Raw genomic sequence first — 23874 nt, forward strand, 5'->3', positions numbered from 1 at the left:
ATCGCGGAACCATGCTGACGCTTTTCCACCATCCGATGTTTTCCACCTGCCGGTTCGTCCGCCTCGCCTTCGGCGAATATGGCGAGGAGCTGGCGCTGATCGAGGAAAAGCCGTGGACCAGGCGCAAGGAGTTCCTGGCGCTGAACCCGGCCGGCACGCTGCCGATCCTGCTGGCCGAAGGCGATGTGCCGATTGTCGGCGCTGTCGTGATCGCCGAATATCTCGACGAGACGCGCGGCGTTCTGAAGCGCGACAAGCGCCTGTTCGCCGAAGACCCGATGCAGCGCGCCGAAATCCGCCGGCTGACCGACTGGTATCTCAACAAGGCCGAAAGCGAGGTCACCCGCCATCTGGTGCGCGAGCGCGTGCTGAAGCCGGTGATGCCGGAGACGGCCGGCGGCGGCTCGCCCGATTCGGCGGCGATCCGTGCCGCCCGCGCCAACATCCGCCAGCACATGAAATACACCAACTGGCTGGCCGGCACCCGCCACTGGCTGGCCGGCAACAAGGTGACCTATGCCGATCTCGCGGCGGCGGCGACGCTGTCGGTGCTCGACTATCTTGGGGAGATCGACTGGCGCGAGCATGCCGCCGCGCGCGAATGGTATACCCGCGTGAAGTCGCGGCCGTCGTTTAGGCCGCTGCTCACCGACCGGGTGCGCGGCCTGTCGCCGGTGTCGCATTATGCGGACCTCGACTTCTGAGAAATTGCGCGCGCTGATCGACGCCGAGGCGCGCCGCGCCGGCTTCGAGGCCGTCGCCGTGACCAGGCCGGACGCGATCCCGCTGGCGCCTGCACGTCTCGCCGAATTCGTCGCCGACGGCTTTCACGGCTCGATGGACTGGATCGCCGAGACGCTCGAGCGGCGCAGCGAACCTTCGACGCTGTGGCCAGAGGTGCGCTCGATCGTCGTGCTGGCGATGAATTACGGGCCGGACCACGATCCGCGTCTGCTGCAGGGACGTCGCGAGCGCGGCGCGATCTCGGTCTACGCGCAGAACCGCGACTATCACGACGTGATGAAAGGCCGGCTGAAGGAGATCGCCGGCAAGATCGTGGCAAGGGCCGGCGGCGACGTGAAGGTCTTTGTCGACACCGCGCCGGTGATGGAGAAGCCGTTGGCGGAAGCGGCGGGGCTCGGCTGGCAGGGCAAGCACACCAATCTGGTCAGCCGCGAGCATGGCTCGTGGCTGTTCCTCGGCACCATCTTCACCACCGCCGAGCTCGGGCCGGACAAGGCCGAGATCGACCATTGCGGCTCCTGCCGCGCCTGCCTCGATGCCTGCCCGACCGAAGCCTTTCCGGCACCCTACCGGCTCGATGCGCGGCGCTGCATCTCCTACCTCACCATCGAGAACAAGGGGCCGATCCCGCTCGAATTCCGCGAAAAGATGGGAAATCGCATCTATGGCTGCGACGATTGCCTGGCCGCCTGTCCGTGGAACAAATTCGCCTCCGCCGCCTCCGAAGCCAAGCTGGCCGCGCGCGCCGATTTGCGCGAGCCGAAGCTTTCGCAGCTGCTGGCGCTCGACGATGCGGCCTTCCGCGCCTTCTTCTCGGGCTCGCCGATCAAGCGCATCGGCCGCGACCGCTTTGTCCGCAACGTGCTGATCGCCGCCGGCAATTCCGGCGATGCTTCACTGGCGCCCATCGTGCGCGGTCTGCTCGATGACGCCTCGCCGCTGGTGCGGGGTGCGGCAATCTGGGCCCTGTCGCGACTGCTTTCCACCCGCGAATTTGCCGACCTTGCCGTCACGGCCGTCAAAGCCGAGAACGACGCGACGGTGCGTGACGAATGGTTGTCGGCGGATCCGGCTGGGGTTCATTGAGGGGCGATATGCAGGTTTTGATTTTCGGCGCGGGTTATTCCGGCAAGGCGTTTGGCCGCGCCAACCGGCAGGGCGTTCCGGTCCTCGGCACGACCCGTTCAATGGAAAAGTTCGACGCGCTGAGGCTGGCCGGCATCGAGCCGCTGCTGTTCGACGGCGCCGTGATCGGGGAAATCGAGGACGCGCTGGCGAAAACCACGCATCTCGTGATTTCGGTGGCGCCCGATGAAACCGGCGACCCGGTGCTGAACGCGGTCGGCGCGGCGATCCAGGCAAAAATGCCGGCGCTGCAATGGATCGGCTATCTCTCCACCGTCGGCGTCTATGGCGACCATGGCGGCGCCTGGGTGGACGAAACGGCCGAATGCAAGCCGGTGTCGAAGCGTTCGGTGATGCGGGTCGCGGCCGAGCAGCAATGGCTCGATCTTGGCCGAGCAGTCGGCAAGCCGGTGGCGATCCTGCGCCTTTCCGGCATTTACGGCCCCGGCCGCAACGCACTGATCAATCTCGAGGATGGCACCGCGCGGCGGCTGGTGAAACCCGGCCAGGTGTTCAACCGCATCCATTGCGACGACATTGCCGGCGCGCTCTGGCTGCTGGCGCAGAAGATCCTCGGCGGCATCTTCAACGTCACCGACGACGAGCCGGCGCCGCCGCAGCATGTCGTGACTTACGCCGCCGGGCTGATGGGCGTGGAGCCGCCGCCGGAAATCCCCTTCGAAACCGCGGAGCTTTCGCCCATGGCCCGCTCCTTCTACGGCGAGAACAAGCGCGTCGCCAACGCGGCCATCAAGGCCGCCGGCTATCGCTTCCGCTACCCGAATTATCGCGTGGCGCTGGACCGGATGTGGGCGGACGGGGATTGGCGCAACGGCGAGCCGCGCAGCGCGATCAGAGGATGATGCCGAAAAGTGTGAAGCGGTTTTCGGACGACATCATCCTTCTTTGATTAAAGTCGCTGATGATCGAAGCGAGCCGCAGGACATGGTATGATTCGCGCCTGATCGACCGCGTCGGAGCTTAGACTGGGGGGTAACCAGCCTGATGAATTTGCGATCGCTGCCGGAGCGCAAACCGTTCCTGACCGCCGCCCTGGCGCTGGTGACCTTGGCCGCGCTGGCGGCCGGCGCGATTTCGGCCGAGCCGCGCGCGAAGGACCTGTTCGGCGCCAGAAAACTGCCGGCAGTCGCGGCGGCGCAATCCTTCGGCTTCTATTCCAAAGGCTGTTTTGCCGGCGGCGTCGCGCTGCCGATGGACGGACCGACCTGGGAAGTGATGCGCCCGTCGCGCAACCGCCGCTGGGGCCATCCGGCGATGATCGCGCTGATCGAGAAATTGTCGCGCGACGCCCAGGCGGATGGCTGGCCGGGTCTTCTGGTCGGCGACGTCTCGCAGCCGCGCGGCGGCCCGATGACCACCGGCCATGCCTCGCACCAGATCGGGCTCGACGCCGACATCTGGCTGACGCCGATGCCGAAGCGGCCTCTGACCATGGCGCAGCGCGAGAGTATGAGCGCGACGCTGATGGTCGACGAAAAGACACATCTGGTGAAGGAGGCGCTGTGGACGCCGCAGCACACCAGGCTGCTGAAGCGAGCGGCGAGCTACCCGGAGGTCGAGCGCATCCTGGTCAATCCCGGAATCAAGAAGAAGCTCTGCGACACCGTCACCGGTGATCGCTCCTGGCTGCGCAAGATCCGGCCGTTCTGGGGTCATGACTATCATTTCCACATGCGCATCGGCTGCCAGCCGGGCTCGCCCTTCTGCAAGGCGCAGGAGACGACGCCCGACGATGACGGCTGCGGCAAGCCGCTCGCCTGGTGGTTCACCGAGGAGCCGTGGCGGCCGAACAAGAACCCGGATGCGCCCAAGGCGCGCGACCTGATGACCATGGCGAACCTGCCCAAGCAGTGCCAGGGCGTGGTCGACGCGCCGGACGCGCCCTCGCTGGAAGCGGTGACCTACCGTGGCGGCAGCGCAGCCGCGATCGCCGTGGCCGAGCCGGCGCCGGACGCGCCGGCCGAGACGATCTCCAGCGGGGCGGGGAGCATGCCCGCCGCCGCCAACGCCTTCGCGCCGACGCCAAAGATCGGCATTCCGGTACCGCGTCCACGACCGGGGAATTGAGGCGCAAGCGGGCTTCCCCTTTCGGGGGTCATACGCTAGTCAATCGATTGAAACGGCGTATTGGCGCCGCAACGAGGACGATCGAAGAGCATGGCAGGCGAAGATGAGACGGGGCTGCGATTTCCGGTCCTGATCGGCGACATCGGCGGCACCAATGCGCGCTTCTCGATCGTGCTCGACGCCAATTCCGAGGCGACTGAGCCGCAGATCGTCCAGACCGCCAATTTCGCCACCATCGACGACGCGATCCAGGCGGCGGTGCTCGATCGTTCGTCCATCCGGCCGAATTCGGCGGTGCTGGCGATTGCCGGGCCGGTCGACGGCGACGAGATCCCGCTCACCAACTGTCCCTGGGTGGTTAAGCCGAGGCAGATGTTTGCCAATCTGGGCCTGAGCGAGGTCGTCGTGCTCAACGATTTCGAGGCGCAGGCGCTTGCCGTGGTGGCGCTCGGCGAAGAGCATATGGAAAAGATCGGCGGCGGCACGCCGGAGCCCAATGCCAGCCGCGTCGTGCTCGGCCCGGGGACCGGCCTCGGCGTCGCCGGGCTGATCTACGCGCTCAACCGCTGGATCCCGGTGCCGGGCGAGGGCGGGCATATGGATATCGGCCCGCGCACGCCGCGCGACTTCGAGGTGTTCCCGCATATCGAGAAGCTGCAGGGCCGCATCTCCGGCGAGCAGATCCTGTGCGGCCGCGGGCTGGTCAACGTCTACCGCGCCGTGGCCAGGGCCGACGCCAAGCCGACGCCGTTCACCACGCCGGCCGAGATCACCGGCGCGGCGCTTTCGAAATCCGACCGAACAGCCGAAGAGGCGCTGGAGCTGTTCGTCACTTGCCTCGGCCGCACCGCCGGCGATCTGGCGCTGGTGTTCATGGGCCGCGGCGGCGTGTTCCTCACCGGCGGCATCGCGCAAAAGATCGTGCCGGCGCTGAAAGCCGGCAATTTCCGCGCCGCCTTCGAGGACAAGGCGCCGCACAGCGCGCTGATGCGCGAAATGCCGGTCTATGTCATCACCCATCCGCTGGCGGCGCTGCTCGGGCTCGCCGCTTATGCGCGGACGCCGTCGCTGTTCGGCGTGCAGACGGCGGGGCGGCACTGGCGGGCGTGATCGGGCCAGGTTTTGGGATGGTGATTGGTCGCCGCGACGAAGTTTCGCCATAGGCAAGCCGTAGCGGGGGCGCTAAGAGGGTGCCGAAATGCAGCCTGGCATCCCGACAAACCACGAAGCGCCCGCGATTTGACAGTCCAAAATCCACTCAAGCTGAAAGTCCAGCCCTCCGAGGTCAGGGCGGTGCTGCGCCGTATCCTGGCTGAAAACGGCAGTGAATACCGCTGGACCTATGTGGTCGCCATCACTTGCCTGCTGATCGTTTCCGGAACCACTGCCTTCACGGCGTGGATCATGGCCCCGATGATCAACCAGATCTTTTATGAACGGCGTTCCGACATGATCTTCTGGATCTGCGCCGGGTTCATGGGTGCCTCCCTGTTGCGCGGCTTCGCCGGCTACGGCCAGGCAGTCGCACTGGCCAAGATCGGCAACAATCTGGTCGCGCGCTACCAGAAGCGCGTCTTCGATCATCTGATGAGGCTCGGCGTCAACTTCTTCAACGACACGCGTTCGGGCCGGCTGGCGGCGCAGGTCAACGAGAATGTCGGCGGCGTTCGCGATCTCCTGTCGCTGACGCTGACCTCCATCAGCCGCGATGCGGTGACGCTGATCGGCCTCGTCGGCGTCATGATCTACCAGGACCCGGTGTTGTCGCTGAGCTCGCTGCTGATCGGACCGCCGCTGATCTGGGCCGTCGTCTACATCACCCGCCGGCTGCGCAAGATCAACCGGGAGTCCGTGCTGATCAATTCGCAGCTGAACGGATCGGTACAGGAGGCCACGCAAGGCATTGCCATCGTCAAGGCTTTCACCTTGGAGGGCGAGCTGGCGCGACGCATCGGCATCATGGCCGATACGGCCGAGCAGCGGAACAACAAGATAGCCCGCGTCGCCGAGCGGCTATCGCCGATTTCCGAGATTCTGGGCGGTCTCGCCGTTACCGCCGTGCTTGCCTATTCCGGCTACCGGGCGCTTGTGCTTGGGCAGCCGCCGGGCGCAGTCTTTTCCTTCATCACCGCCCTGATCATGGCCTATGATCCGGCGCGGCGGCTGGCGCGCACGCAGGTGACGATGGAGCGCGCGCTGGTCAATGCGCGCATGATCTACGAGTTGCTCGACCTCGAGCCGAAACAGGGCGATGCGCCCGACGCCGTCGAGGCCAGGATCGCCACCGGCGAAGTGCGCTTCAACCATGTGACGTTCGGCTACAGCGCCGATATACCGGTGCTGCGTGATTTGAGCTTCACCGCCGCCGCAGGCAAGGTGACGGCCATCGTCGGCGCTTCGGGCGCCGGCAAGTCGACCATGGTGGCGCTGCTGCAGCGCTTCTACGATGTCGACCAAGGCAGTATCGAGGTCGATGGCCAGGACATCGCCAAGGTGACCAAACATTCGCTGCGCAGCTCGATCGCCTATGTCTCGCAGGCGCCCTATCTCTTCGAAGGCACGATTCGCGACAACATCCGCTACGGCCGGCTCTCGGCGACCGATGCCGAGATCGAGCAGGCTGCCAAACTGGCCGCCGCCGACGAGTTCATCCGCCAGCAACCGAAAGGCTACGACACACCGGTCGGCGAAAGCGGTTCGACGCTCTCCGGCGGTCAGCGTCAGCGCGTCTCGATCGCGCGGGCCATCGTGCGCCAGGCGCCGATCCTGCTGCTCGACGAGGCGACCTCAGCACTCGACAACGAGGCGGAAGCGCGCGTCCAGGAAGCGCTGACGCATGTCATGGAAGGCCGCACGACCATCGTCATCGCACACCGGCTGTCGACGGTAGTCAATGCCGACCACATCATCGTCCTGGAGGAGGGCCGGCTGGTCGAGCAGGGCAACCATGCCGGGCTGATGGCCGACCCGGACAGCATCTATGCCCGCTTCCACCGGATCCAGGGCAAGAACGGGCTGGGGCTTGTCGACGATGCCAAGGCAAGCCAGACTTCGGGCCAAACTCCGGCGCGAAGCCGCGCCAAGAAGGCCGTGAGGGGAAGCGTATGAGTGAAACCGGCGACATGGGCCTAGTGGTGGTGGGCGCGGCCGGCCGCATGGGCCAGACGCTGATCCGCGCCATCCACACCATGCCCGGGGCGCGCGTCGCCGGCGCCGTCGAGCGGCCGGGCTCCCCCTATCTCGGCAAGGACGCGGGCGAGCTTGCCGGTATCGGCATCATCAACGTGCCGATCGTCGATGATCCGCTGCCGGCCTTCGCCAAGGCCGACGGCGTGCTCGATTTCACCGCGCCCGCGGCAACCGTCGAATTTGCCGGCTATGCCGCGCAGGCGCGCATCGTCCATGTCATCGGCACCACCGGCTGCACGGTGGACGACAATGCGAAGATCGCCGCCGCCGCGCGCCATGCGACCATCGTCAAATCCGGCAATATGAGCCTCGGCGTCAATCTTCTGGCCGTGCTTGTCGAGCAGGCGGCGCGGGCGCTCGATCCGGACGATTTCGACATCGAGATCTTGGAGATGCACCACAGGCACAAGGTCGACGCGCCGTCGGGCACCGCGCTGCTGCTCGGCGAGGCGGCCGCCAAGGGCCGCGGCATCGACCTTGCCGACAACAGCGTGCGGGTGCGCGACGGCCATACCGGCGTTCGCCAGCCGGGCTCGATCGGCTTCGCCACGCTGCGCGGTGGTTCCGTGGTCGGCGACCACTCGGTGATCATTGCCGGCACCGGCGAACGCATCACGCTGTCCCACAATGCCGAGGACCGGGCGATTTTCGCGCGCGGCGCCGTCAAGGCGGCGCTCTGGGCGCACGGCAAGAAACCTGGTCTCTATTCCATGCGGGACGTACTCGGCCTGAGCTGAGGCGTCTCTTCCGCAAATTCCAAAGGAGCAAACATGTCGGGAACTCTCGTGCTCGTGCGCCATGGCCAGAGCGAATGGAACCTGAAGAACCTGTTCACCGGCTGGCGCGATGTCGACCTGACCGAGCAGGGCAATGCCGAGGCCCTCGCCGCCGGCGCAAAACTCAAGGCGCTCGGCCTGAAGTTCGACGTCGCCTACACCTCGGCGCTGAAGCGGGCGCAAAAGACCTGCCAGCACATCCTCGACGTCGTCGGCCAGAGCGACCTCAAGACGATCCGCGACCAAGCGCTCAACGAGCGCGACTATGGCGACCTCTCCGGCCTCAACAAGGACGACGCGCGCAAGAAATGGGGCGAAGATCAAGTGCATATCTGGCGCCGCTCCTACGACATCGCCCCGCCCGGCGGCGAAAGCCTGAAGGACACCGGCGCCCGCGTCTGGCCCTATTACCTGCACGAGGTGCAGCCGCATGTGCTGCGCGGCGAAACCGTGCTCGTCGCCGCCCACGGCAATTCGCTGCGCGCGCTGATCATGGCGCTGGACGGCAAGAGCGGCGAAGAGATCGTCAAGCTCGAGCTCGGCACCGGCGTGCCGGTGATCTACCGGCTCAACGCCGATTCCACCGTGGCGAAGAAGGATGTGCTTGAGGGGTGAGGCGTTGGGTCAGCCTGTTTCGACCCGTTCTACGGGGAGAAGTGCCCGGCAGGGCAATGGGGGGCAGCGCCGACGCTGAGGATTAAGAGAGCCGGCGCCAGCGAAAAAAACCGCGTTGACACACATCGTTTGCCCGCTTACATGAGCCCGCACCAGCCCAGATGGCGGAATTGGTAGACGCGCACGGTTCAGGTCCGTGTTCCGCAAGGAGTGGAGGTTCGAGTCCTCTTCTGGGCACCATCTCATCCCGACTGCCAACGGGATTGCTTCACAGTCACACGCGACGCGACAACCTCTGAACTTCGTCATTCCAGGGCGGAGCAAGGAGCGAAGCGACGCGCGCAGACCCTGGAATCCATTCCGTTACATTGAAGCGTCGCTGACGGTGCAAAATTCTGGCCCGCAGCACCCTCCGGCGAAAGTCACGGCATGGATCTTCGGGTCTGCGCCACGTCGCTTCGCTCCTTGCTCCGCCCGTGGATGACGAAAGGCGCCAGAACTACCCGTCCGGCCAGTCCCCCAACAAACCGCTTCAAACCCCTCGCCCTCGGCGCTACGGTCCTCGCCATGGCACCCGTCGTCAGCCCGACCATCGCCAACCGCCGCGACCAGATGTTCCCGATCCTCACCGACGCGGACATCGAGCGCATGCGCCGGTTCGGCGAGGCGCGTAGCTATGCGGCGGGCGAGCATATGGTCACCGCCGGCACGGTGTCGCCCGGACTGATCCTCATCCTGTCGGGCAAGGCCGATATCACCCAGGCCGGCGGGCTCAGCCCGCGCGAGGCGATCGTCACCTATGGTCCGGGCAATTTCATCGGTGAGCTGGCGCAATTGTCGAACCGGCCGTCGCTGGTCAACGCCGAGGCGGCCTCGCCGGTCGAGGCCATCGTCATCCCCTCGCAGCGGCTGCGCGACCTGATGGTGCAGGAGGCCAATCTCGGCGAGCGCGTCATGCGGGCGCTGATCCTGCGCCGCGTCGGCTTGCTTGAAAGCGGCATCAGCGGGCCGATCGTCATCGGCCCTCCCGGCAATGGCGACGTGCTGCGGCTCGCGGGGTTTTTGCGCCGCAGCGGTCTTCCTCATCGCGCGCTCGATTCCGACACCGACCCATGCGCGAAAACGCTGATCGAGCGTTTCCATGTCGACCCGCACCATCTGCCGATCGTGCTCTGCCCGAACGGCAAGCTGATGCACAATCCCGGCGAAACCGAGCTTGCGCGCTGCACGGGCCTGTTGCGGCCGGTCGACGCCGACAAGGTTTTCGACGTGGCGATCGTCGGCGCCGGGCCGGCCGGGCTTGCGGCGGCGGTTTATGCGGCTTCCGAAGGCCTGTCGACCATCGTGCTCGACTGCCGCGCCTTCGGCGGACAGGCCGGCGCGTCGGCGCGCATCGAAAACTATCTCGGCTTCCCGACCGGCATCACCGGCATGGCGCTCATGGCGCGCGCCTACAACCAGGCGCAGAAATTCGGCGTCGAGATGGTGATCCCCGACGAGGCGAAGCTGCTCGGCGCGGCCGACGATGATTCCGGCGCCCGTTACCGGCTTGCCATCGGCGACGGCGAGACCGTGCGCACCCGCACGGTGGTGATCGCCAGCGGCGCGCGCTACCGCCGGCTCGATGTGCCGAACCTGGCCGAGTTCGAGGGCACGTCCGTGCATTACTGGGCATCGCCGATCGAGGCGCGGCTTTGCCAAAGCCAGGAGGTGGCGCTGGTCGGCGCCGGCAATTCGGCCGGGCAGGCGGCGGTCTATCTGGCGAGCCAGGTGCGCAAGGTGACGCTTCTGGCGCGCCGCAGCCTCGACGCCACCATGTCGCGCTACCTGGTCGAACGCATCGCGGCGCAACCCAACATCGAGGTGCTGACCGGGACCGAGGTCGAGGCGCTGGAAGGTCAGGACGGCAATCTGCAGGCGGTGCGCTGGCGCAACCGAGCGACCGGCGAAGCGACGATGCGCGCCATCCAGCATCTCTTCCTGTTCATCGGTGCCGATCCGAACACCGACTGGCTGGCGAACTGCAACGTCGCGCTCGACGCCAAAGGCTTTGTCCGCACCGGGCCGGAGACGACCCCGGGGCACGGGCTGATGGAGACCAGCCGCAGCGGCGTCTTCGCCATCGGCGACGTGCGCTGCGGTTCGACCAAGCGGGTCGCGGCCGCCGTCGGCGAAGGCGCCCAGGTGGTCGCGGCGCTGCATGCCTATCTGGCGCAAAATGCTGAATCGCCGAGGAGACCGTGATGGACGAATGCAGGCACACCAGGGACATCAAAAAGGTCACTCCGAGCGCGCTCGGCTGCGAGGAATGCCTGAAGACCGGTTCCTGGTGGGTGCATCTGAGACTCTGCCGCACCTGCGGCCATGTCGGCTGCTGCGACGACTCGCCCAACCGCCACGCGACAAAACATTTCCACGCCACGCAGCATCCGGTCATCGAAGGCTACGACCCGCCGGAAGGCTGGGGCTGGTGCTTTGTCGACGAGGTCTTCATCGACCTCGGCGAGGACACGACGCCGCAGAACGGGCCAATCCCGAAGTTCGTTTGAAATCCTGGGTCTGAACGCGGTCCGGCTTTCTTACCGCACTGAACCCGTGACGGTGCGATCGATGGCCTTGGGATCGCGGTCGTTGCCGGCGAGCGCGCCGATGATCAGCAGGCTGACGACGACCGGCACGAACAGGATGGCCACGCGCGCCTGCACGTAGAAGATGGCACGCCATTCGTTCCGCTTTTCGGGGCTGTCGTTCATCATGCTCGCTCTGTTGGCCTCCCGGGGCGGGACATAGAGACGAAGCGTTAAACAACCTTTTCCGATTCGGTTAACGCTCAGATTTCGATAACACGGTCGGCAGCCCGAAGTAATGACAACGTCATTACGGGCTGCTATTCTCAAGCCATGAAACACGAACCTCCAGATGAGGCTTCCAAGAGAAGCACGCTTAATATTCGCATCAAGCCGGAGGAGCGCGGCCTGATCGACGAGGCTGCGCGCGCGCTTGGCAAGACCCGAACGGATTTCATCCTCGATGCCGCTCGGCGCATGGCCGAGGATACCCTGCTTGACCGGACACTGATCAAGGTCTCGCCGGAGGCTTATGCGGAATTTCTAGCCCTGCTCGATGCGCCGGCCAAACCCAACGAGCGACTCGCCAAGCTGATGAACGCGCCATTGCCCTGGAAGAGCAAGTGACGCTCCAGCCGCCTGTGCCGCTGGACCGCAGCCATGATCCATCCTCGTTCTCATCCGGTGTTCCGGTTCTCGACGACTGGCTCAAGCGCCGGGCGCTTGCCAATCAGGATAGCGGCGCGACAAGGACTTTCGTCGTTTGCCGGGACGCAAGGATCGTTGCCTATTACGCGCTTGCTTCCGGCAGTGTCACCGCCAGTGAGACACCGGGCCGCTTCCGGCGCAACATGCCGGATCCCATTCCGGTCGCCATCCTTGCCCGCCTTGCGATTGATGCGTCATACCAACGCCTAGGCCTCGGCCGAGCGCTGGTGCAAGACGCGGCTCGCCGGGTGATGAATGCGGCACAGTCGCTCGGCATTCGCGGCATCCTGGTCCACGCAATCTCGGATGAGGCTCGGGCTTTCTACACAGCGCTGGGGTTTGGCCCATCACCGCTGAACCCGATGACACTGATGGTCTCGCTGACGGACTTGCATGAGACGATTACCGAGTGAGACGGGCATCAGACGTCCAGCCAGCCGAACGCCCCGGCGAGGATGATATCCGCCGGCTGATCCGGGTGGTGGCCGAGGGCATCGGCGATCCTTCGGTGCGCAGCAGGTAGACCTTGTTCCGTGCGGCGAAAGGGACGCCTAATCTCCGCAACATCTGCGGAGATTATCGGACTGCGCTCAACCGGCTTTCAGCGCGAACAACCTCCCGCCGGCCGGCACCACGTCGTCGATGCCAGCAAGGCGCAGGCAGTGCCAGGCCATGGCGTGATTGGAGGAGGTAACTGGAATACCTATGCGGCGTTCCAGCTCCGCCACCGCCTCGGCGACGCGCAGGCTGGTGCAGGAGATGAAGATCGCGTCGACGCCCGGCACCTCGGCCATGCGCTCCGCCGCTGCCTCGATCGAGGCCAGCGAGATGCGAGCCGCCTCGCGGTCGTCGCGCCGGTCGAAGGTGGCGACGGCTGATATGTCGAGGCCGCGTCCGGTGAAATAGCGCACCAGGCCCTGGTTGATCTCGGGCGCGTAGGGCGTCAGCAGCCCGATGCCCCGGGCGCCCAGCGCCTTGAAGGCGGCCAAAGCGCCTGTCACCGGCGTGGTGCAGGCGACGCCCGGCCGCGCCTTTCTTATTTCGGCGAACACAGCTTCTTCGCCCAGCGTCATCGTCGCCGAGGTGCAGCCGAAGCCGACGACGTCGAGCGGAATGCTGGGTAGGATGAGATCGACGGTGGGCGCGATGCGCGGACCGATGGCGCGCAAAGTCTCCGGCGTGATGTCGTTGTCGTTGAACAGCCGCGCCTCGTAGAAGGCGACGCCCGGAATGCGCACCAGCGCGCGGAATTCATGCTCCAGCGTCTGGTCGGTGGCGAGGATCGCAAGCCCGATCGCCGCGCGCGAGGCGAGGCCGCCGTCGATCACGGATGGCAGCACGCCGAGGTCAACCGGCTTGGGATCGACAGGCCCCGAGGATTGAGGGCGGGTAGCGGCCGCGCTGACAGACATGGCATTCCCTTTCTTGGTCGATCCCGTCCGGGATCATGCTCTCAGTTCAAAAGCCCGTCCATCGATATGGCCGGCTTGCGGCCGGCGATCAGGTCGGCGGTGATGCGGGCCGAGCCGTGCGACATGGTCCAGCCGATGTGGCCGTGCCCGGTGTTGAGGTAGAGGTTGCGGAGCCGCCGCTGGCCGAATTCGGGCAGATTGTTCGGGGTCATCGGCCGCAAGCCCGCCCACATCTCGGCGCGGTCGTAGTCCGCGCCCTCCGGATAAAGCTCCTCGGTCACGCCCTTCATGAAGGCGAAATCGGCCGGCTTGTGGCTGGTGTCGTAGCCGGCGAATTCCGCCGTGGCGGTCACGCGCAGCCGGTCGCCGAAGCGCGAGACGGCGACCAGATTGTGCTCGTCGATCGCGGCGATGGTCGGCGGCTGCGGCCGGTTACCGATCGGAATGGTCAGCGAATAGCCCTTGATCGGATAGATCGGCAGGCTGAGCCCGACCGTCTTGGCGATCAGCGGGCTGTAGGAGCCGAGCGCCAGCACATAGGCGTCGCCCTTGACCGCGCCCTTGTCGGTCATCACCTGCGCCACACCGTCGCCGGACGTCTCGATGCCCGTTATGGTCGTGCCGGTGCGGATATCGCCGCCGCGCTCGACCACTTTCGCCGCAAGTGCTCTCGTGAACTTCGCCGGATCGCCGGTCTCGTCGGTCGGGCAATGGATGCCGCCGGCGATCTTTTCCTTGGCCGAAGCCAGCGACGGATCGAGCGCGACGATGGCGTCGCGGTCGAGCACCTTGATCAGCTGTCCGTCGGATTCCAAGAGCCGCATATGCTCGACGCCTTTGTCGAGCGCCTGCTGGCTGCGGTAGAAATAGAGGATGCCGCGATCGTTGCGGTCGTAGTCGATTGCCTCGTCGGCGATCACTTCGCGCAGCACCGATTGCGAATAGACGGCCAGCCGATGCTTGAGCAGCGTGTTGCGCCGGGCCTTCTCGGCCGTGCACTCCATCAGGAACAGCCAGGACCAGCTGTAGAGCCTCGGATCGGCCGACAGCTTGAAGCGCAGCGCCTGGTCCTTCAGTACCAGCGATTTCAACAGGATCAATGGCGCCCGGGGCGAGGACCAGACGAAGGAATGCCCCGGCGCGATCATGCCGGCATTGCCCCAGCTGGTCTCGGCGGCGACCTGAGGCTGGCGCTCGAGGATGACGACCTCGTGCCCGTCCTTCTGCAACTGGTAAGCAGTGGTGACGCCGACCACGCCCCCACCCAACACGATCACGCGCATGGCGCCTCCGGAGATCGCAAGTTGGGATTAGTTTAGAGCGTGGCTTGCGGCCTGCAATGGCACACACACCAGGATGTCGGCGGGACAGCGCCCCTCTCTGGGTAGCACGACCGCATATGGCGCGTCGTCAGCCCGCAAAGGGGATCGCCGCCAAGACGATTCACACTCCCAACGCCTGCTCCAGATCCCCAATCAAATCATCCCCATCCTCGATCCCGCACGACAACCGCACCAGCGAATCCGATATGCCGATCGCGGCGCGCTTCTCCGCCGGGATCGAGCCGTGCGTCATCAGCGCCGGGTGCTCGATCAGGCTTTCGACACCGCCGAGGCTTTCGGCCAGCGTGAAGAGCTGCGTGCGCTCGAGGAAGCGTTTCGTGCCGGCAAGGTCGCGGTCGAGATCGACCGAGATCATGCCGCCGAAGGCATGCATCTGGCGCTTGGCGATCTCATATTGCGGATGGCTCGGCAGGCCCGGATAGATGACGCGGCGCACATCTTTGCGCGCTTCCAGCCATCTGGCGATCTTCAGCCCATTGGCGGAATGGCGTTCCATCCTCAGCGCCAGCGTCTTGACGCCGCGCAGCGCGAGAAAACTGTCGAACGGGCCGGAGATGGCGCCGATGGCGTTCTGCAGGAACTTCAGCTGGGCGGCGAGGTCCTTGTTGTCGCCGACGACGGCGACGCCGCCGACCATGTCCGAATGGCCATTGAGATATTTCGTCACCGAGTGGACGACGATATCGATGCCGAGCTCCAGCGGCCGCTGGATGTAAGGGCTGGCGAAGGTGTTGTCGGCAACCGTAAGCATGCCCTTACGCTTGGCGAGCGCGGCGACGCCTTCCAGGTCGACGACGCGCAGCAGCGGGTTGGTCGGCGTCTCGACCCAGAGCAGTTTCGTCTCCAGGCGGATCGCGGCCTCGACGGCGGCAAGGTCCGTGAAGTCGGCGAAGCTCACCTTGAGGCCGGAGGAGCGCTTGCGCACCCGCTCCATCAGCCGGAACGAGCCGCCATAAATGTCGTCGGTGGCGACGATGTGGGCGCCAGCATCGAGCAGTTCGAGCACCGTTCCGATCGCCGCCAGGCCGGAGGCGAAGGCGAAGGCGGCTGTGCCGCTTTCGAGATCGGCCACGGCGCGCTCGAAGGCAAAGCGGGTCGGGTTCTGGCTGCGGGCATATTCAAAGCCCTTGTGCACGCCGGGCGACTGCTGGCCGTAGGTGGAGGTGGCGTAGATCGGCACCATCACCGCGCCGGTCAGCGGGTCGTGGCTCTGGCCGCCATGGATGGCGCGGGTGTCGAAAGCCAGGCGGTTCTTGCCGTTAGTCATTTTGCGCGGCGCCTCAGATGGTTGATCAGGTCGATACGGGTTATCAGGCCGACGAATTCCTCGCCATCGAAGACAATGGCGACCTCGTTGCGGTCGAAGACGGGCAAGAGCGCATCGAGCGTCTGGCTGGCCTGCAGCGTGTGCAGGTTCGAGCTCATGGCCGAGCGGACCGGACCGTTGAAGCGGTCCCAGCGGCCGTCATAAGGGCCGTCGACCTTGGCCAGGATGTCGCTCTCGTCGACGATGCCGATCAGCTTGCCGCCGTCCAGCACCGGCAGTTGCGAAACGTCCGAGCGGCGCATACGGCCATAGGCGTTGAGCAGGCTTTCGTCCGGGCCGACGGTGACGATGTCGCCGGTGCGCGGCGAGCGCATGACCAGGTCGCGCAGATCGCCATGCTGTTCGTGGTCGGCAAGGCCCTGCTCGGCCAGCCAGATGTCGTCGAAGACCTTCGACAGATATTTGTTGCCGCTGTCGCAGACGAAGGTAACGACGCGCTTGGCCGTCGTCTGCTCGCGGCAATAGCGAAGTGCGGCCGACAACAGCGTGCCGGAGGACGAGCCGGCCAGGATGCCTTCGCGCGACAGAAGATCGCGCACCGCAAGCATGCTCTGCTTGTCGGTGATGGAATAGGCTTTCTTCACCAGCGAGAGATCCGCATTGGGTGGCACGAAATCCTCGCCGATGCCTTCGACGGTCCAACTGCCGGCCTCTTCCATCTTGCCGGTCTTGATCAGCGGCGCCAGCACCGAGCCGACCGGATCGGCAAGCACCATCTCGGTCTTCGGCGAATGTTGCGCGAAATAGCGGCCCAGCCCCGTGAGCGTGCCGCCGGAGCCGACGCCGACCACCACCGCGTCGACATCGCCGTTGAGCTGCCAAAAGATCTCCGGGCCGGTCGTCGTCTCATGCGCCAGCGGGTTGGCCGGGTTGGCGAACTGATTGGCGTAGAAGGCGCCGCGCGTCTCGGCGGCGATCTTCTCGGCCATGTCCTGGTAATGTTCTGGATGGCCCTTGCCGACGTCCGAGCGCGTCATGCGCACCTCGGCGCCGAGCGCGCGCAGATGCTGGATCTTTTCGCGCGACATCTTGTCGGGCACGACGAGGATGATGCGGTAACCCTTGGGGATGCCGACCTGGGCAAGCCCAAGGCCGGTGTTGCCGGCGGTCGCCTCGACGATCGTGCCGCCGCGCTTCAGCCGCCCCTCTTTCTCGGCCGCAGCGATCATCGACAAAGCGATGCGGTCCTTGATCGAGCCGCCCGGGTTCTGGCTTTCCAGCTTGATGAACAACCGGCATTTGCCGGTGTCGAACTTGGTCAGCTCGACGATCGGCGTCTGGCCGATCAGGTCGAGCACCGAGCCGTAAGGCGGCCGCAGCCTCGCCAGATTGGTGTCCGCGCCCCCGGGCGCCGCTTTGGTCTGCTCGCTCATCTGGTCGCTCCGTGGATCGACGCGGGTGTTCGCAATCTTGCGCATCGAGCCGGCGGAATCCATTCCGGCTTCGCGGATCGCGCGCCCCGTCTTTTCCAGCCCTTTGCCTTCGGAAAGAAGATAGATCGTGCCAATCAGGCGGCGAGACGGGGAATGGAATTTCAGGCCAACGGCTGAATGCCTACCCCAGCAGCAGCTTGCTGAGTTTCGCGCATTGCACGCGGATGTCGGGAATGGCGTCGATCTCGAAGAAGGTGCCACGCGTCAGCGGTCCTACGGCGAGGAGCTTCGACGACACCGTACCGTCGGCCGCGATCAGCTCGCATCTGGCGGTGACGTCGAGGCCGAGGCGCAGCGGGTCCGGCCGCGCCAGCGAGCGCTCGACCAGCGAGCGCACGACGCCGTTCGACGTCCGCGAAATGTCGCGGGCGATGCCCATGCAGTCATAGATGCGCGCGACCTCCAGCGTCTCGATGTCCTGCGTTCCACGCGGCTGGATTTTGACGACAAAACCGTCATTCGGCTCGACATCCACCACCCGGCCGGCGACGAGGCGGATGCGGCCTGACTGGACCGCTTCGGTGACCTGCGCATAGACTTCCGGGGCCATGCGGTGGCGGTGGATGTCCCACCAAGCCTTGGTGTGCTCGACGAAGCGGCGCTTGGCCGAGGACGGCCAGTTCTGCCAGATGGTCTGGTTGAAGGGCCTCAAGCCGTCGACGACGTCGCGCCAGTCGCCGCCGGCCTTCTGGTTGTCGCGGATCAGGTTGCGGAACCAGCCGACGAAATAGGAAAGCTCGGTGCCGAGCGGAATGTCGGCGACATCAAGCTTGATCGGGTCGCCCTTGCGATGCGGCGAAGGCAGCAGGCCGCGCCGCGACACGGCGATGATTGCGCCGCGATGACCGCGCTGCTCCAGCGACAGGAAGGCGTCGACCATGCTGAGGCCCGTGCCAAGCAGCAGGACCGGGGCTTCGGGATCGAGAGCGGTATCGGCCTCGGAGCCCATGCGGATGGCCTGGCCCTGGAAGGCGCCGGGCTGCTCGTCATGGCCGGTGGCCAGAACGGCCAGATGGCCAACGACGCTGGTGCCGTTGGCAAGCACCACCTCGACACCGGCCGGCGTCGGCGAGATCGACAGGCTTTCCTCGGCAATCAGCCGCAACCGGCCGGTCTCGCGCTCGCGTTCCACCAGATCGTCGAGCAACTCTCTCAGGTAGCGCGCATAGAGGCTGCGCGGCGCATAGAACGGCCCTTGATCGGGTTTGGCGAAGCCGCGCTCCAGCACCCAGCGCGCGAAATGGGCGGGATCGTCGGCATAGGCGCTCATCCCGGAGGCTTTCACGTTGAGCACATGCGCCGACAAGAGGGTGGAATAGGCCATGCCCTGGCCGAAATGCGGCCGCTTCTCGATCAGAGTGACGCGCAGATCGGGGTTAGATGACATCAAAAGATGCGCGGCAAGCACGACGCCGCTGGCGCCGCCGCCGACAATGATGATGGAGTTGCCGCGTCCAACCATGGTTGCGAGCCGGATTTCGACTTGAGCGATCAGCGCACGGCGGCCGATGCGGGCGGCAATTGCCGCAGGCCACTAACGATCGCCGGAACGGTCTTGAGAAGGTCGCGCATCGTTCTCTCACTCCCAATGTTGATAAGATTACTATACTAACCGCCGCGCACACGAAAACAGTTTGCCAATTCGCCGGCGATTTGAAGCATGGATTTACCGAAACGGCGTGACAGGAGGAGTTTTGGTTCGCTGGAACGACCGCCAAGCGATTGGCTGGGCCGATCCCGTGGTCGTTATTCCAGGGCGGAGCAAGGAGCGCAGCGACACGCGCAGACCCTTGTCGCGGATGGCCCTGGTTCTGCACTGTAGAGGGACGCCATGGACGTAACGGCATGGATCCTCGGGTCTGCGCGTCCGTTTCGCTCCCGCTCCGCCCGTGGATGACGGAGCTCAGGTGCATCCGAGAAAACTATCGGCGCAACACGGTCCGAACCAATGCCGTGATTTTCTGCAGCTCCGCCTCATCGAGCTTCTCGATGCTCTCCGCCAGAAGGTTCGCCAGTTCCGTCGCTGCCGGCGACAGGCCCGACGTGTCGATCCGCACCCTTGGATGCGAGCTCTCGGCGAGCCGCGCAAGATCCTCGGCGTCGTCCCAGATGATGTTGAAATAGCCGATGATCTTCTGGATCAGCGTCCAGGTCGGGGCGCCGCGGCGGCCGTGCTCGAGCGCCGAGAGATAAGCGGCGCTGACCCCGATCGCTTGCGCCATCGCCTTCTGGCTGACGCCGCGTTCGGCGCGCAAGGCCCTGAGCTTCTCGCCGAACGGGGTCATGACGCCGTGCTCATCCACCGCTTCCTCATGCCCGCCTCCCTCATGAACGCGTGCGCCGCAGCCGGACATAGAGCGCGCCCGAGCCGCCATGGTTGCGGGCGGCATGGTCGTGGCTGGAGACCAGATGACGGAAGGCCGGCGTCGACAGCCAGGCGGGCACGGCGCGGCGCAATATGCCGTCGCCGCCTGAGGACGAGCCCTTGCCGGTGATGATCAGCACATAGCGGATGCCGCCGGCATGCGCGCGGTTGAGGAATGTGAGCAGCAGCGAATAGGCTTCGTCCTGCGTCATGCCGTGCAGGTCGACGCGGCCTTCGATCGGCAACCGGCCTTTTTTCAGCTTGTTGAGCGTCTGGTCGTCCAGCGCATGCGCCACATGCTGCGTCTTCGGCTTCGCAGCCGGCGCCGCAACGCCGTTGACGGGAGCTGCGGCCGGCTCGGGCTTCGGCTCGATGATGTCGGGGATCTCGACCGAATTTTTGCCCTTCAACGGCCGCGCCGAGCGCGCCACCAGGTTCCACAGGATGCGGTCGGCTTCGCTCAGATGATCATTGCCGCGGCTCATGGTCGGCCTCCGGCAAGCAGGCCGCGAGGCACCAGGGCATAAAAATCCGCCGCGTTGCGGACCACGCCGGCGATCTCGCCGGCGGCGTCGCCGGAGCCGGCGAAGAGATCGCCGCGCGCCGGTCCGGTGATGGCCGAGCCGGTGTCCTGCGCGATCATCAGCCGCCGGAACGGCTTTTGGTCGAAGGCGGTCAGCGTCGGCGCGTCGATGTAAAAGGGCGTGCCGAAAGTGTGCAGCAGCCGGTCGACCGCCACCGACCGCCCCGGCGTCAGCGGCACCTTGGCCGCGGCGATGGGCCCAAGCGAAGCATCGTCCACCGGCGCCTCGCGGAAGAAAATATAGGAGCGGTTCTGCCACAGGATCTCGTCGACGCGATCCGGGTGCGCCTTGAACCAGGCGCGGATCGACTGCATCGTCACCTTTTCCAGCGGGATTTCGCCGAGCTCGCTCAGAATCTTGCCGGGGCCGGTGAAGCGCTGGCCCGATTTCGCGGCATAGGTGACGCGGCTCAGCCTGCCGTCGGTCATCTTCAGCCGCGCCGCGCCCTGCACGTGGATGAAGAAGGCGTCGACCTTTTCGGCCAGCCAGGCGATTTCGAGGTTTTGGCCGGCAAGCGCGCCGCGTTCGATCGTGCCGCGGTCGAAATATTCGACCGGGCCCGCCGGCGTGTCTCGCGCGAAGGCGAGATAGGAATCCATGCCGGCCGGGCGGTTGGCGTCGTCGATGTCGATCAGGTCGGCGGGCCGCGACAGCAGCGGCACGACGAAGCGCTCCGTCCTGACCGGCGAAGCCTCGGCCTCAGGCTCGTAGAAGCCGGTGACCAGCCCTGCGCCAGTCTCGGCCTTCACCAGCATCGGAACGAAATGCCGCTCGAAGAAGGCGCGCGCCTCAGACCGATTCGGCTCCGAAACGGCGCGGGCTTCCGCATAGGCCTCGGCGAAAGCGTCGAAACCGACGCCGAGCGAACCGGTGCGATAGGGTTTTACCGGCGCATGGAAGGCGGAGCGGCGAAAGGCGGCAAAGGCCGCGGCATGGTCGTCATCGCCCCAGCCGGGCAGGTCGCTGAAAGACTTCTCGCTGAATGTGGGAGAGAGCGGCACCACCGGGGCCTCAGCCGCCTGGACCTAGTCTTCTTCCTCGGTGGCGACGAGCTTCCAGTTCGGGTCGCGCGAGCGGGTGTCGCGGGCGAAGGTCCAGACATCCTTGACCTCGGCGACGGTTTCCGGATCGCCGTCGATGACGGCGCCGGCCTTGTCGCGGGTCGCGGAGATGAGCTCGGAGACGACGCGCAGCGTGATATGCGCTTCCGAGCCCTTCATTTCGGCGGCGACGATGTCGGCCTTGTCGATGCCGACGAAGGACGACTGGATCTTTTCCGACTTCGCCTCGCGCTCGCCGATGGCCGCGACGAAACCGTCGTATACCTCGCGGGACAGAAGGTTCTTCAGCGTTTTGCGGTCGCCGTCGGCATAGGCCATGACGATCATCTCGTAAGCCTGCTTGGCGCCGTCGATGAAGCCCTTGGGCTCGAACGTCGGGTCATTGTCCTTGATCGTACGCAGGCCCTTGTTGAGGTCGGTGTCGGGCTTGGCGAAGGCGTCGATATCGGCATAGGCGTCGGCGGCGGCTTCACCCGGCAGGCGCTTGCGCGGCAGCGAGACGACGTTTTCGGGTCCTTGCGCGGCGTCCTGCTCGCGCGTGCGGCTCGCCGAATACGGATCGAAGGGCGGCCGCTCGTTGCCGGTGCGACGTCCGAGCACGTTGCGCAGCTGGAAAAAGATCACAACCGCCGCAATCAAGAAGAAAATCGTGCCGAAGTCGAAGAAACCCATATTTTCCGCCAACTCGATCCCTGTCCTGGCCGGACCGGCATGCCTCAAGCCGAGGCCGCGGTCGCATAGCGTTCAACACTCAAAGCATATAGAACGGCAGGCGCAATCATTCAAATCAAAGGCAGCCATACCTATCTAAGGGCGCCAAGGCCAGCGGCGATAGTGCCGCCGGGCCATAAAAGAAGAAAGCGATCGGTCAAGACTTGCGCGTTTCGTTCATTCCGCTGTTCCTGCTGCTTTTGCCGCTCTTGGAAATCGCCGGCTTCGTCATTGTCGGTCGCGAAGTCGGCGCTTTGGCGACGGTCGCCCTGGTCATCCTTTCCAGCCTCGCCGGCATGCTTCTGCTCAGGCATCAGGGTTTCGGCGTGATGGCGCGGGTGCGGGCCGAGATGGACGCCGGCCGCGATCCGAGCCGCCAGCTGGCGCATGGCGCCATGATCGTGCTGGCGGCGATCCTGCTCATCATCCCGGGCTTCATCACCGACATCTTCGCCCTTCTTCTCTTACTGCCGCCGGTGCGCGACTTCGCCTGGAGCCGGCTCAAGGGCCGCATCGTCATGGCGACAAATTTCAGCGGCGGCTTTTCGGCGCGCCGGCGCGACAAGGTCATCGACCTCGACGACAACGACTATTCGCGCGACGATTATCCGAGCCGGCCGGACCATAATTCGCCATGGCGGCGGCTGAAAAACGATTAGCCGCAAAGGTCTGATCGGCTCGAACCGGCAAAACTTGTCTTGTGCTGCCGGCCATGGTAGCGAACCCGCGATTTCAATCCGGTCAGCAAGGCTGCCCAGGCAAAAGGACTATAGGCTCATGGCCAGCAATGACGACGCCCCGGCGGCCGCCAACGGCAACGGAACCCAGCCCTCGCTCAACGTGCTTGCCCAGTATGTGAAGGACCTGTCCTTCGAGAGCCCCGGCGCGCCGAACTCGCTGCGCGGCCGCGACAAGGCTCCGGGCATCGCCATCAACGTCAACGTCAACGCCAACCCGCTGTCCGACAAGCAGTTCGACGTCAATTTGACGTTGAACGCCAAGGCTTCCTTCGACCAGGAAGTGCTGTTCAATGTCGAGCTGGTCTATGGCGGCGTCTTCGCCATTTCGGGCTTCCCGCAGGAGCACATGCTGCCGATCCTGTTCATCGAGTGCCCGCGGCTTTTGTTCCCCTTCGCCCGCCAGATCATCGCCGACGCGACCCGCAATGGCGGCTTCCCGCCGCTGATGCTCGACCCGATCGACTTCGCGCAGATGTTCCAGCAGCGGATTGCCGAGGACCAGGCGGCGAGCAAGGTCCAGGTGAGCTGAGAAGATTCGGCGCTGCACGCTCTATCGAGAGCCCGGCTTCGGCCGGGCTTTTTTGTTGGAGACGTTGGAGATTGGCGAGAGCGCCCTTTTCATCGTCATCCTAGGGCGGAGCAAGGAGCGAAGCGACGCGCGCAGACCCTAGGATCCATGCCGTGACATCAGCTGTAGAATGCGGCGGACCAGGAATGCCCTTGTGCGCGCATCAATGCTCGCTACCCTGAAACGATGACCGGCTATGTCTATATGACCGCAAGCCAGAAGGGCGGCACGATCTATATCGGTGTCACCAGCGATCTTGGCCGCCGCATGCCGGAGCACAAAGCGGGCACTGGCTCGCGTTTCACCAGTCGCTACAGCGTGCAGCGGCTGGTCTGGTATGAAGAATATTTCGACATTGCCGACGCCATCCAACGCGAGAAGTCATTGAAGCGCTGGCCGCGACAATGGAAGATCGAGTTGATCGAGAAGACCAACCCGGAATGGTTCGAGCTTTTCCGCGGAACAGGGTGGTAGCTCCGCCCGGTTTCTTGCACCGCCGGAGCATAGCATCAGTGTCA

At 65.3% G+C, this 23874-nt stretch carries 25 protein-coding genes and 1 tRNA gene; 16 read left to right on the forward strand and 10 right to left on the reverse strand.

Annotation, left to right across the window (positions count from 1 at the left end; all coding sequences use genetic code 11):
* Positions 1-11: 11 nt before the first annotated feature.
* From FJ988_RS12310 to FJ988_RS12360, 11 genes are all read left to right on the forward strand, one after another.
* A complete protein-coding gene (locus FJ988_RS12310) occupies positions 12-704 on the forward strand; it encodes a glutathione S-transferase family protein (RefSeq protein WP_140817914.1) in 693 nt (230 codons plus the stop codon).
* A complete protein-coding gene (gene queG, locus FJ988_RS12315) occupies positions 685-1830 on the forward strand; it encodes a tRNA epoxyqueuosine(34) reductase QueG (RefSeq protein ID WP_140817916.1) in 1146 nt (381 codons plus the stop codon). Before FJ988_RS12310 ends, queG begins: the two co-directional genes overlap by 20 nt.
* A gap of 8 nt (positions 1831-1838) precedes the next feature.
* Positions 1839-2732, forward strand: coding sequence for an SDR family oxidoreductase (locus FJ988_RS12320; protein ID WP_181183515.1), 894 nt, complete (start codon positions 1839-1841; stop codon positions 2730-2732).
* Positions 2733-2874: 142 nt separating this feature from the next.
* Positions 2875-3957 (forward strand): penicillin-insensitive murein endopeptidase, encoded by a 1083-nt coding sequence (gene mepA, locus FJ988_RS12325; protein WP_140817920.1) that lies wholly within the window; start codon positions 2875-2877, stop codon positions 3955-3957.
* A gap of 90 nt (positions 3958-4047) precedes the next feature.
* Positions 4048-5067, forward strand: coding sequence for a glucokinase (locus tag FJ988_RS12330; RefSeq protein WP_140817922.1), 1020 nt, complete (start codon positions 4048-4050; stop codon positions 5065-5067).
* Between the two features lie 129 nt (positions 5068-5196).
* Positions 5197-7065 (forward strand): ABC transporter ATP-binding protein, encoded by a 1869-nt coding sequence (locus FJ988_RS12335; protein WP_140817924.1) that lies wholly within the window; start codon positions 5197-5199, stop codon positions 7063-7065.
* Positions 7062-7883: a 4-hydroxy-tetrahydrodipicolinate reductase gene (gene dapB / locus FJ988_RS12340; RefSeq protein WP_140817926.1), complete on the forward strand. Its 822-nt coding sequence runs from the start codon at positions 7062-7064 to the stop codon at positions 7881-7883. Before FJ988_RS12335 ends, dapB begins: the two co-directional genes overlap by 4 nt.
* A 33-nt stretch (positions 7884-7916) precedes the next feature.
* Positions 7917-8537 (forward strand): 2,3-bisphosphoglycerate-dependent phosphoglycerate mutase, encoded by a 621-nt coding sequence (locus FJ988_RS12345; protein ID WP_140817928.1) that lies wholly within the window; start codon positions 7917-7919, stop codon positions 8535-8537.
* 155 nt (positions 8538-8692) lie between these two features.
* A tRNA-Leu gene (locus FJ988_RS12350) sits at positions 8693-8777 on the forward strand.
* A gap of 327 nt (positions 8778-9104) precedes the next feature.
* Positions 9105-10781 carry a cyclic nucleotide-binding domain-containing thioredoxin-disulfide reductase gene (locus FJ988_RS12355; protein ID WP_140817930.1) on the forward strand — a complete coding sequence of 559 codons (1677 nt, stop codon included), beginning with the start codon at positions 9105-9107 and terminating at the stop codon, positions 10779-10781.
* Positions 10781-11086, forward strand: a complete 306-nt coding sequence (locus FJ988_RS12360) for a UBP-type zinc finger domain-containing protein (protein WP_140817932.1) — start codon at positions 10781-10783, stop codon at positions 11084-11086. Before FJ988_RS12355 ends, FJ988_RS12360 begins: the two co-directional genes overlap by 1 nt.
* Before the next feature lie 30 nt (positions 11087-11116).
* Here FJ988_RS12360 and FJ988_RS12365 read toward each other — a convergent pair whose 3' ends face one another.
* Positions 11117-11293 carry a hypothetical protein gene (locus tag FJ988_RS12365; protein ID WP_140817934.1) on the reverse strand — a complete coding sequence of 59 codons (177 nt, stop codon included), beginning with the start codon at positions 11291-11293 and terminating at the stop codon, positions 11117-11119.
* A 144-nt stretch (positions 11294-11437) separates the two neighbouring features.
* On the opposite strand from FJ988_RS12365, the gene FJ988_RS12370 reads away from it, so the two are divergent.
* Together FJ988_RS12370 and FJ988_RS12375 are read left to right on the forward strand one after the other, a co-directional pair.
* The gene (locus tag FJ988_RS12370; protein ID WP_140817936.1) at positions 11438-11731 is read left to right on the forward strand and encodes a DUF1778 domain-containing protein; all 294 of its coding nucleotides are present in this window, start codon (positions 11438-11440) and stop codon (positions 11729-11731) included.
* Positions 11728-12225, forward strand: a complete 498-nt coding sequence (locus FJ988_RS12375; RefSeq protein ID WP_140817938.1) for a GNAT family N-acetyltransferase — start codon at positions 11728-11730, stop codon at positions 12223-12225. The genes FJ988_RS12370 and FJ988_RS12375 overlap by 4 nt, the downstream gene beginning before the upstream one ends.
* 177 nt (positions 12226-12402) lie before the next feature.
* Here FJ988_RS12375 and FJ988_RS12380 read toward each other — a convergent pair whose 3' ends face one another.
* From FJ988_RS12380 to FJ988_RS12420, 9 genes are all read right to left on the reverse strand, one after another.
* The gene (locus tag FJ988_RS12380; RefSeq protein WP_140817940.1) at positions 12403-13224 is read right to left on the reverse strand and encodes an aspartate/glutamate racemase family protein; all 822 of its coding nucleotides are present in this window, start codon (positions 13222-13224) and stop codon (positions 12403-12405) included.
* 41 nt (positions 13225-13265) lie between these two features.
* The gene (locus FJ988_RS12385; RefSeq protein ID WP_140817942.1) at positions 13266-14507 is read right to left on the reverse strand and encodes a D-amino acid dehydrogenase; all 1242 of its coding nucleotides are present in this window, start codon (positions 14505-14507) and stop codon (positions 13266-13268) included.
* Positions 14508-14667: 160 nt separating this feature from the next.
* On the reverse strand, positions 14668-15834 hold the full coding sequence (locus tag FJ988_RS12390; protein WP_140817944.1) for a PLP-dependent aspartate aminotransferase family protein: 1167 nt from the start codon (positions 15832-15834) through the stop codon (positions 14668-14670).
* The gene (locus FJ988_RS12395; RefSeq protein ID WP_140817946.1) at positions 15831-17267 is read right to left on the reverse strand and encodes a pyridoxal-phosphate dependent enzyme; all 1437 of its coding nucleotides are present in this window, start codon (positions 17265-17267) and stop codon (positions 15831-15833) included. Before FJ988_RS12395 ends, FJ988_RS12390 begins: the two co-directional genes overlap by 4 nt.
* Positions 17268-17448: 181 nt before the next feature.
* A complete protein-coding gene (locus FJ988_RS12400; protein WP_140817948.1) occupies positions 17449-18789 on the reverse strand; it encodes an FAD/NAD(P)-binding protein in 1341 nt (446 codons plus the stop codon).
* Positions 18790-19249: 460 nt separating this feature from the next.
* Positions 19250-19612 carry a helix-turn-helix domain-containing protein gene (locus FJ988_RS12405; protein WP_140818450.1) on the reverse strand — a complete coding sequence of 121 codons (363 nt, stop codon included), beginning with the start codon at positions 19610-19612 and terminating at the stop codon, positions 19250-19252.
* Between the two features lie 40 nt (positions 19613-19652).
* On the reverse strand, positions 19653-20177 hold the full coding sequence (locus FJ988_RS12410; RefSeq protein WP_140817950.1) for a Smr/MutS family protein: 525 nt from the start codon (positions 20175-20177) through the stop codon (positions 19653-19655).
* Positions 20174-21277 (reverse strand): murein transglycosylase A, encoded by a 1104-nt coding sequence (locus tag FJ988_RS12415; RefSeq protein WP_140818452.1) that lies wholly within the window; start codon positions 21275-21277, stop codon positions 20174-20176. The genes FJ988_RS12410 and FJ988_RS12415 overlap by 4 nt, the downstream gene beginning before the upstream one ends.
* Before the next feature lie 24 nt (positions 21278-21301).
* Positions 21302-22009, reverse strand: a complete 708-nt coding sequence (locus FJ988_RS12420) for a Tim44/TimA family putative adaptor protein (RefSeq protein WP_140817952.1) — start codon at positions 22007-22009, stop codon at positions 21302-21304.
* Between the two features lie 203 nt (positions 22010-22212).
* Between FJ988_RS12420 and FJ988_RS12425 the strand changes: the two genes are divergently transcribed.
* From FJ988_RS12425 to FJ988_RS12435, 3 genes are all read left to right on the forward strand, one after another.
* Positions 22213-22707, forward strand: a complete 495-nt coding sequence (locus tag FJ988_RS12425; protein ID WP_140817954.1) for an FxsA family protein — start codon at positions 22213-22215, stop codon at positions 22705-22707.
* Positions 22708-22825: 118 nt separating this feature from the next.
* The gene (gene secB / locus FJ988_RS12430) at positions 22826-23317 is read left to right on the forward strand and encodes a protein-export chaperone SecB (RefSeq protein ID WP_140817956.1); all 492 of its coding nucleotides are present in this window, start codon (positions 22826-22828) and stop codon (positions 23315-23317) included.
* Between the two features lie 225 nt (positions 23318-23542).
* A complete protein-coding gene (locus FJ988_RS12435; RefSeq protein ID WP_140817958.1) occupies positions 23543-23830 on the forward strand; it encodes a GIY-YIG nuclease family protein in 288 nt (95 codons plus the stop codon).
* Positions 23831-23874 lie beyond the last annotated feature (44 nt).

Source organism: Mesorhizobium sp. CU3 (assembly GCF_006442965.1).
Taxonomy (GTDB): domain Bacteria; phylum Pseudomonadota; class Alphaproteobacteria; order Rhizobiales; family Rhizobiaceae; genus Mesorhizobium.

Coding starts and splice junctions, on each gene's coding strand:
- queG (WP_140817916.1), top strand. CDS start 685: ATGCGGACCTCGACTTCTGAGAAATTGCGCGCGCTGATCGACGCCGAG.
- mepA (WP_140817920.1), top strand. CDS start 2,875: ATGAATTTGCGATCGCTGCCGGAGCGCAAACCGTTCCTGACCGCCGCC.
- FJ988_RS12310 (WP_140817914.1), top strand. CDS start 12: ATGCTGACGCTTTTCCACCATCCGATGTTTTCCACCTGCCGGTTCGTC.
- FJ988_RS12385 (WP_140817942.1), bottom strand. CDS start 14,507: ATGCGCGTGATCGTGTTGGGTGGGGGCGTGGTCGGCGTCACCACTGCT.
- FJ988_RS12380 (WP_140817940.1), bottom strand. CDS start 13,224: ATGTCTGTCAGCGCGGCCGCTACCCGCCCTCAATCCTCGGGGCCTGTC.
- FJ988_RS12330 (WP_140817922.1), top strand. CDS start 4,048: ATGGCAGGCGAAGATGAGACGGGGCTGCGATTTCCGGTCCTGATCGGC.
- secB (WP_140817956.1), top strand. CDS start 22,826: ATGGCCAGCAATGACGACGCCCCGGCGGCCGCCAACGGCAACGGAACC.
- FJ988_RS12420 (WP_140817952.1), bottom strand. CDS start 22,009: ATGGGTTTCTTCGACTTCGGCACGATTTTCTTCTTGATTGCGGCGGTT.
- FJ988_RS12405 (WP_140818450.1), bottom strand. CDS start 19,612: ATGACCCCGTTCGGCGAGAAGCTCAGGGCCTTGCGCGCCGAACGCGGC.
- FJ988_RS12400 (WP_140817948.1), bottom strand. CDS start 18,789: ATGGTTGGACGCGGCAACTCCATCATCATTGTCGGCGGCGGCGCCAGC.
- FJ988_RS12395 (WP_140817946.1), bottom strand. CDS start 17,267: ATGAGCGAGCAGACCAAAGCGGCGCCCGGGGGCGCGGACACCAATCTG.
- FJ988_RS12360 (WP_140817932.1), top strand. CDS start 10,781: ATGGACGAATGCAGGCACACCAGGGACATCAAAAAGGTCACTCCGAGC.
- FJ988_RS12320 (WP_181183515.1), top strand. CDS start 1,839: ATGCAGGTTTTGATTTTCGGCGCGGGTTATTCCGGCAAGGCGTTTGGC.
- dapB (WP_140817926.1), top strand. CDS start 7,062: ATGAGTGAAACCGGCGACATGGGCCTAGTGGTGGTGGGCGCGGCCGGC.
- FJ988_RS12435 (WP_140817958.1), top strand. CDS start 23,543: ATGACCGGCTATGTCTATATGACCGCAAGCCAGAAGGGCGGCACGATC.
- FJ988_RS12370 (WP_140817936.1), top strand. CDS start 11,438: ATGAAACACGAACCTCCAGATGAGGCTTCCAAGAGAAGCACGCTTAAT.
- FJ988_RS12410 (WP_140817950.1), bottom strand. CDS start 20,177: ATGAGCCGCGGCAATGATCATCTGAGCGAAGCCGACCGCATCCTGTGG.
- FJ988_RS12355 (WP_140817930.1), top strand. CDS start 9,105: ATGGCACCCGTCGTCAGCCCGACCATCGCCAACCGCCGCGACCAGATG.
- FJ988_RS12365 (WP_140817934.1), bottom strand. CDS start 11,293: ATGATGAACGACAGCCCCGAAAAGCGGAACGAATGGCGTGCCATCTTC.
- FJ988_RS12345 (WP_140817928.1), top strand. CDS start 7,917: ATGTCGGGAACTCTCGTGCTCGTGCGCCATGGCCAGAGCGAATGGAAC.
- FJ988_RS12390 (WP_140817944.1), bottom strand. CDS start 15,834: ATGACTAACGGCAAGAACCGCCTGGCTTTCGACACCCGCGCCATCCAT.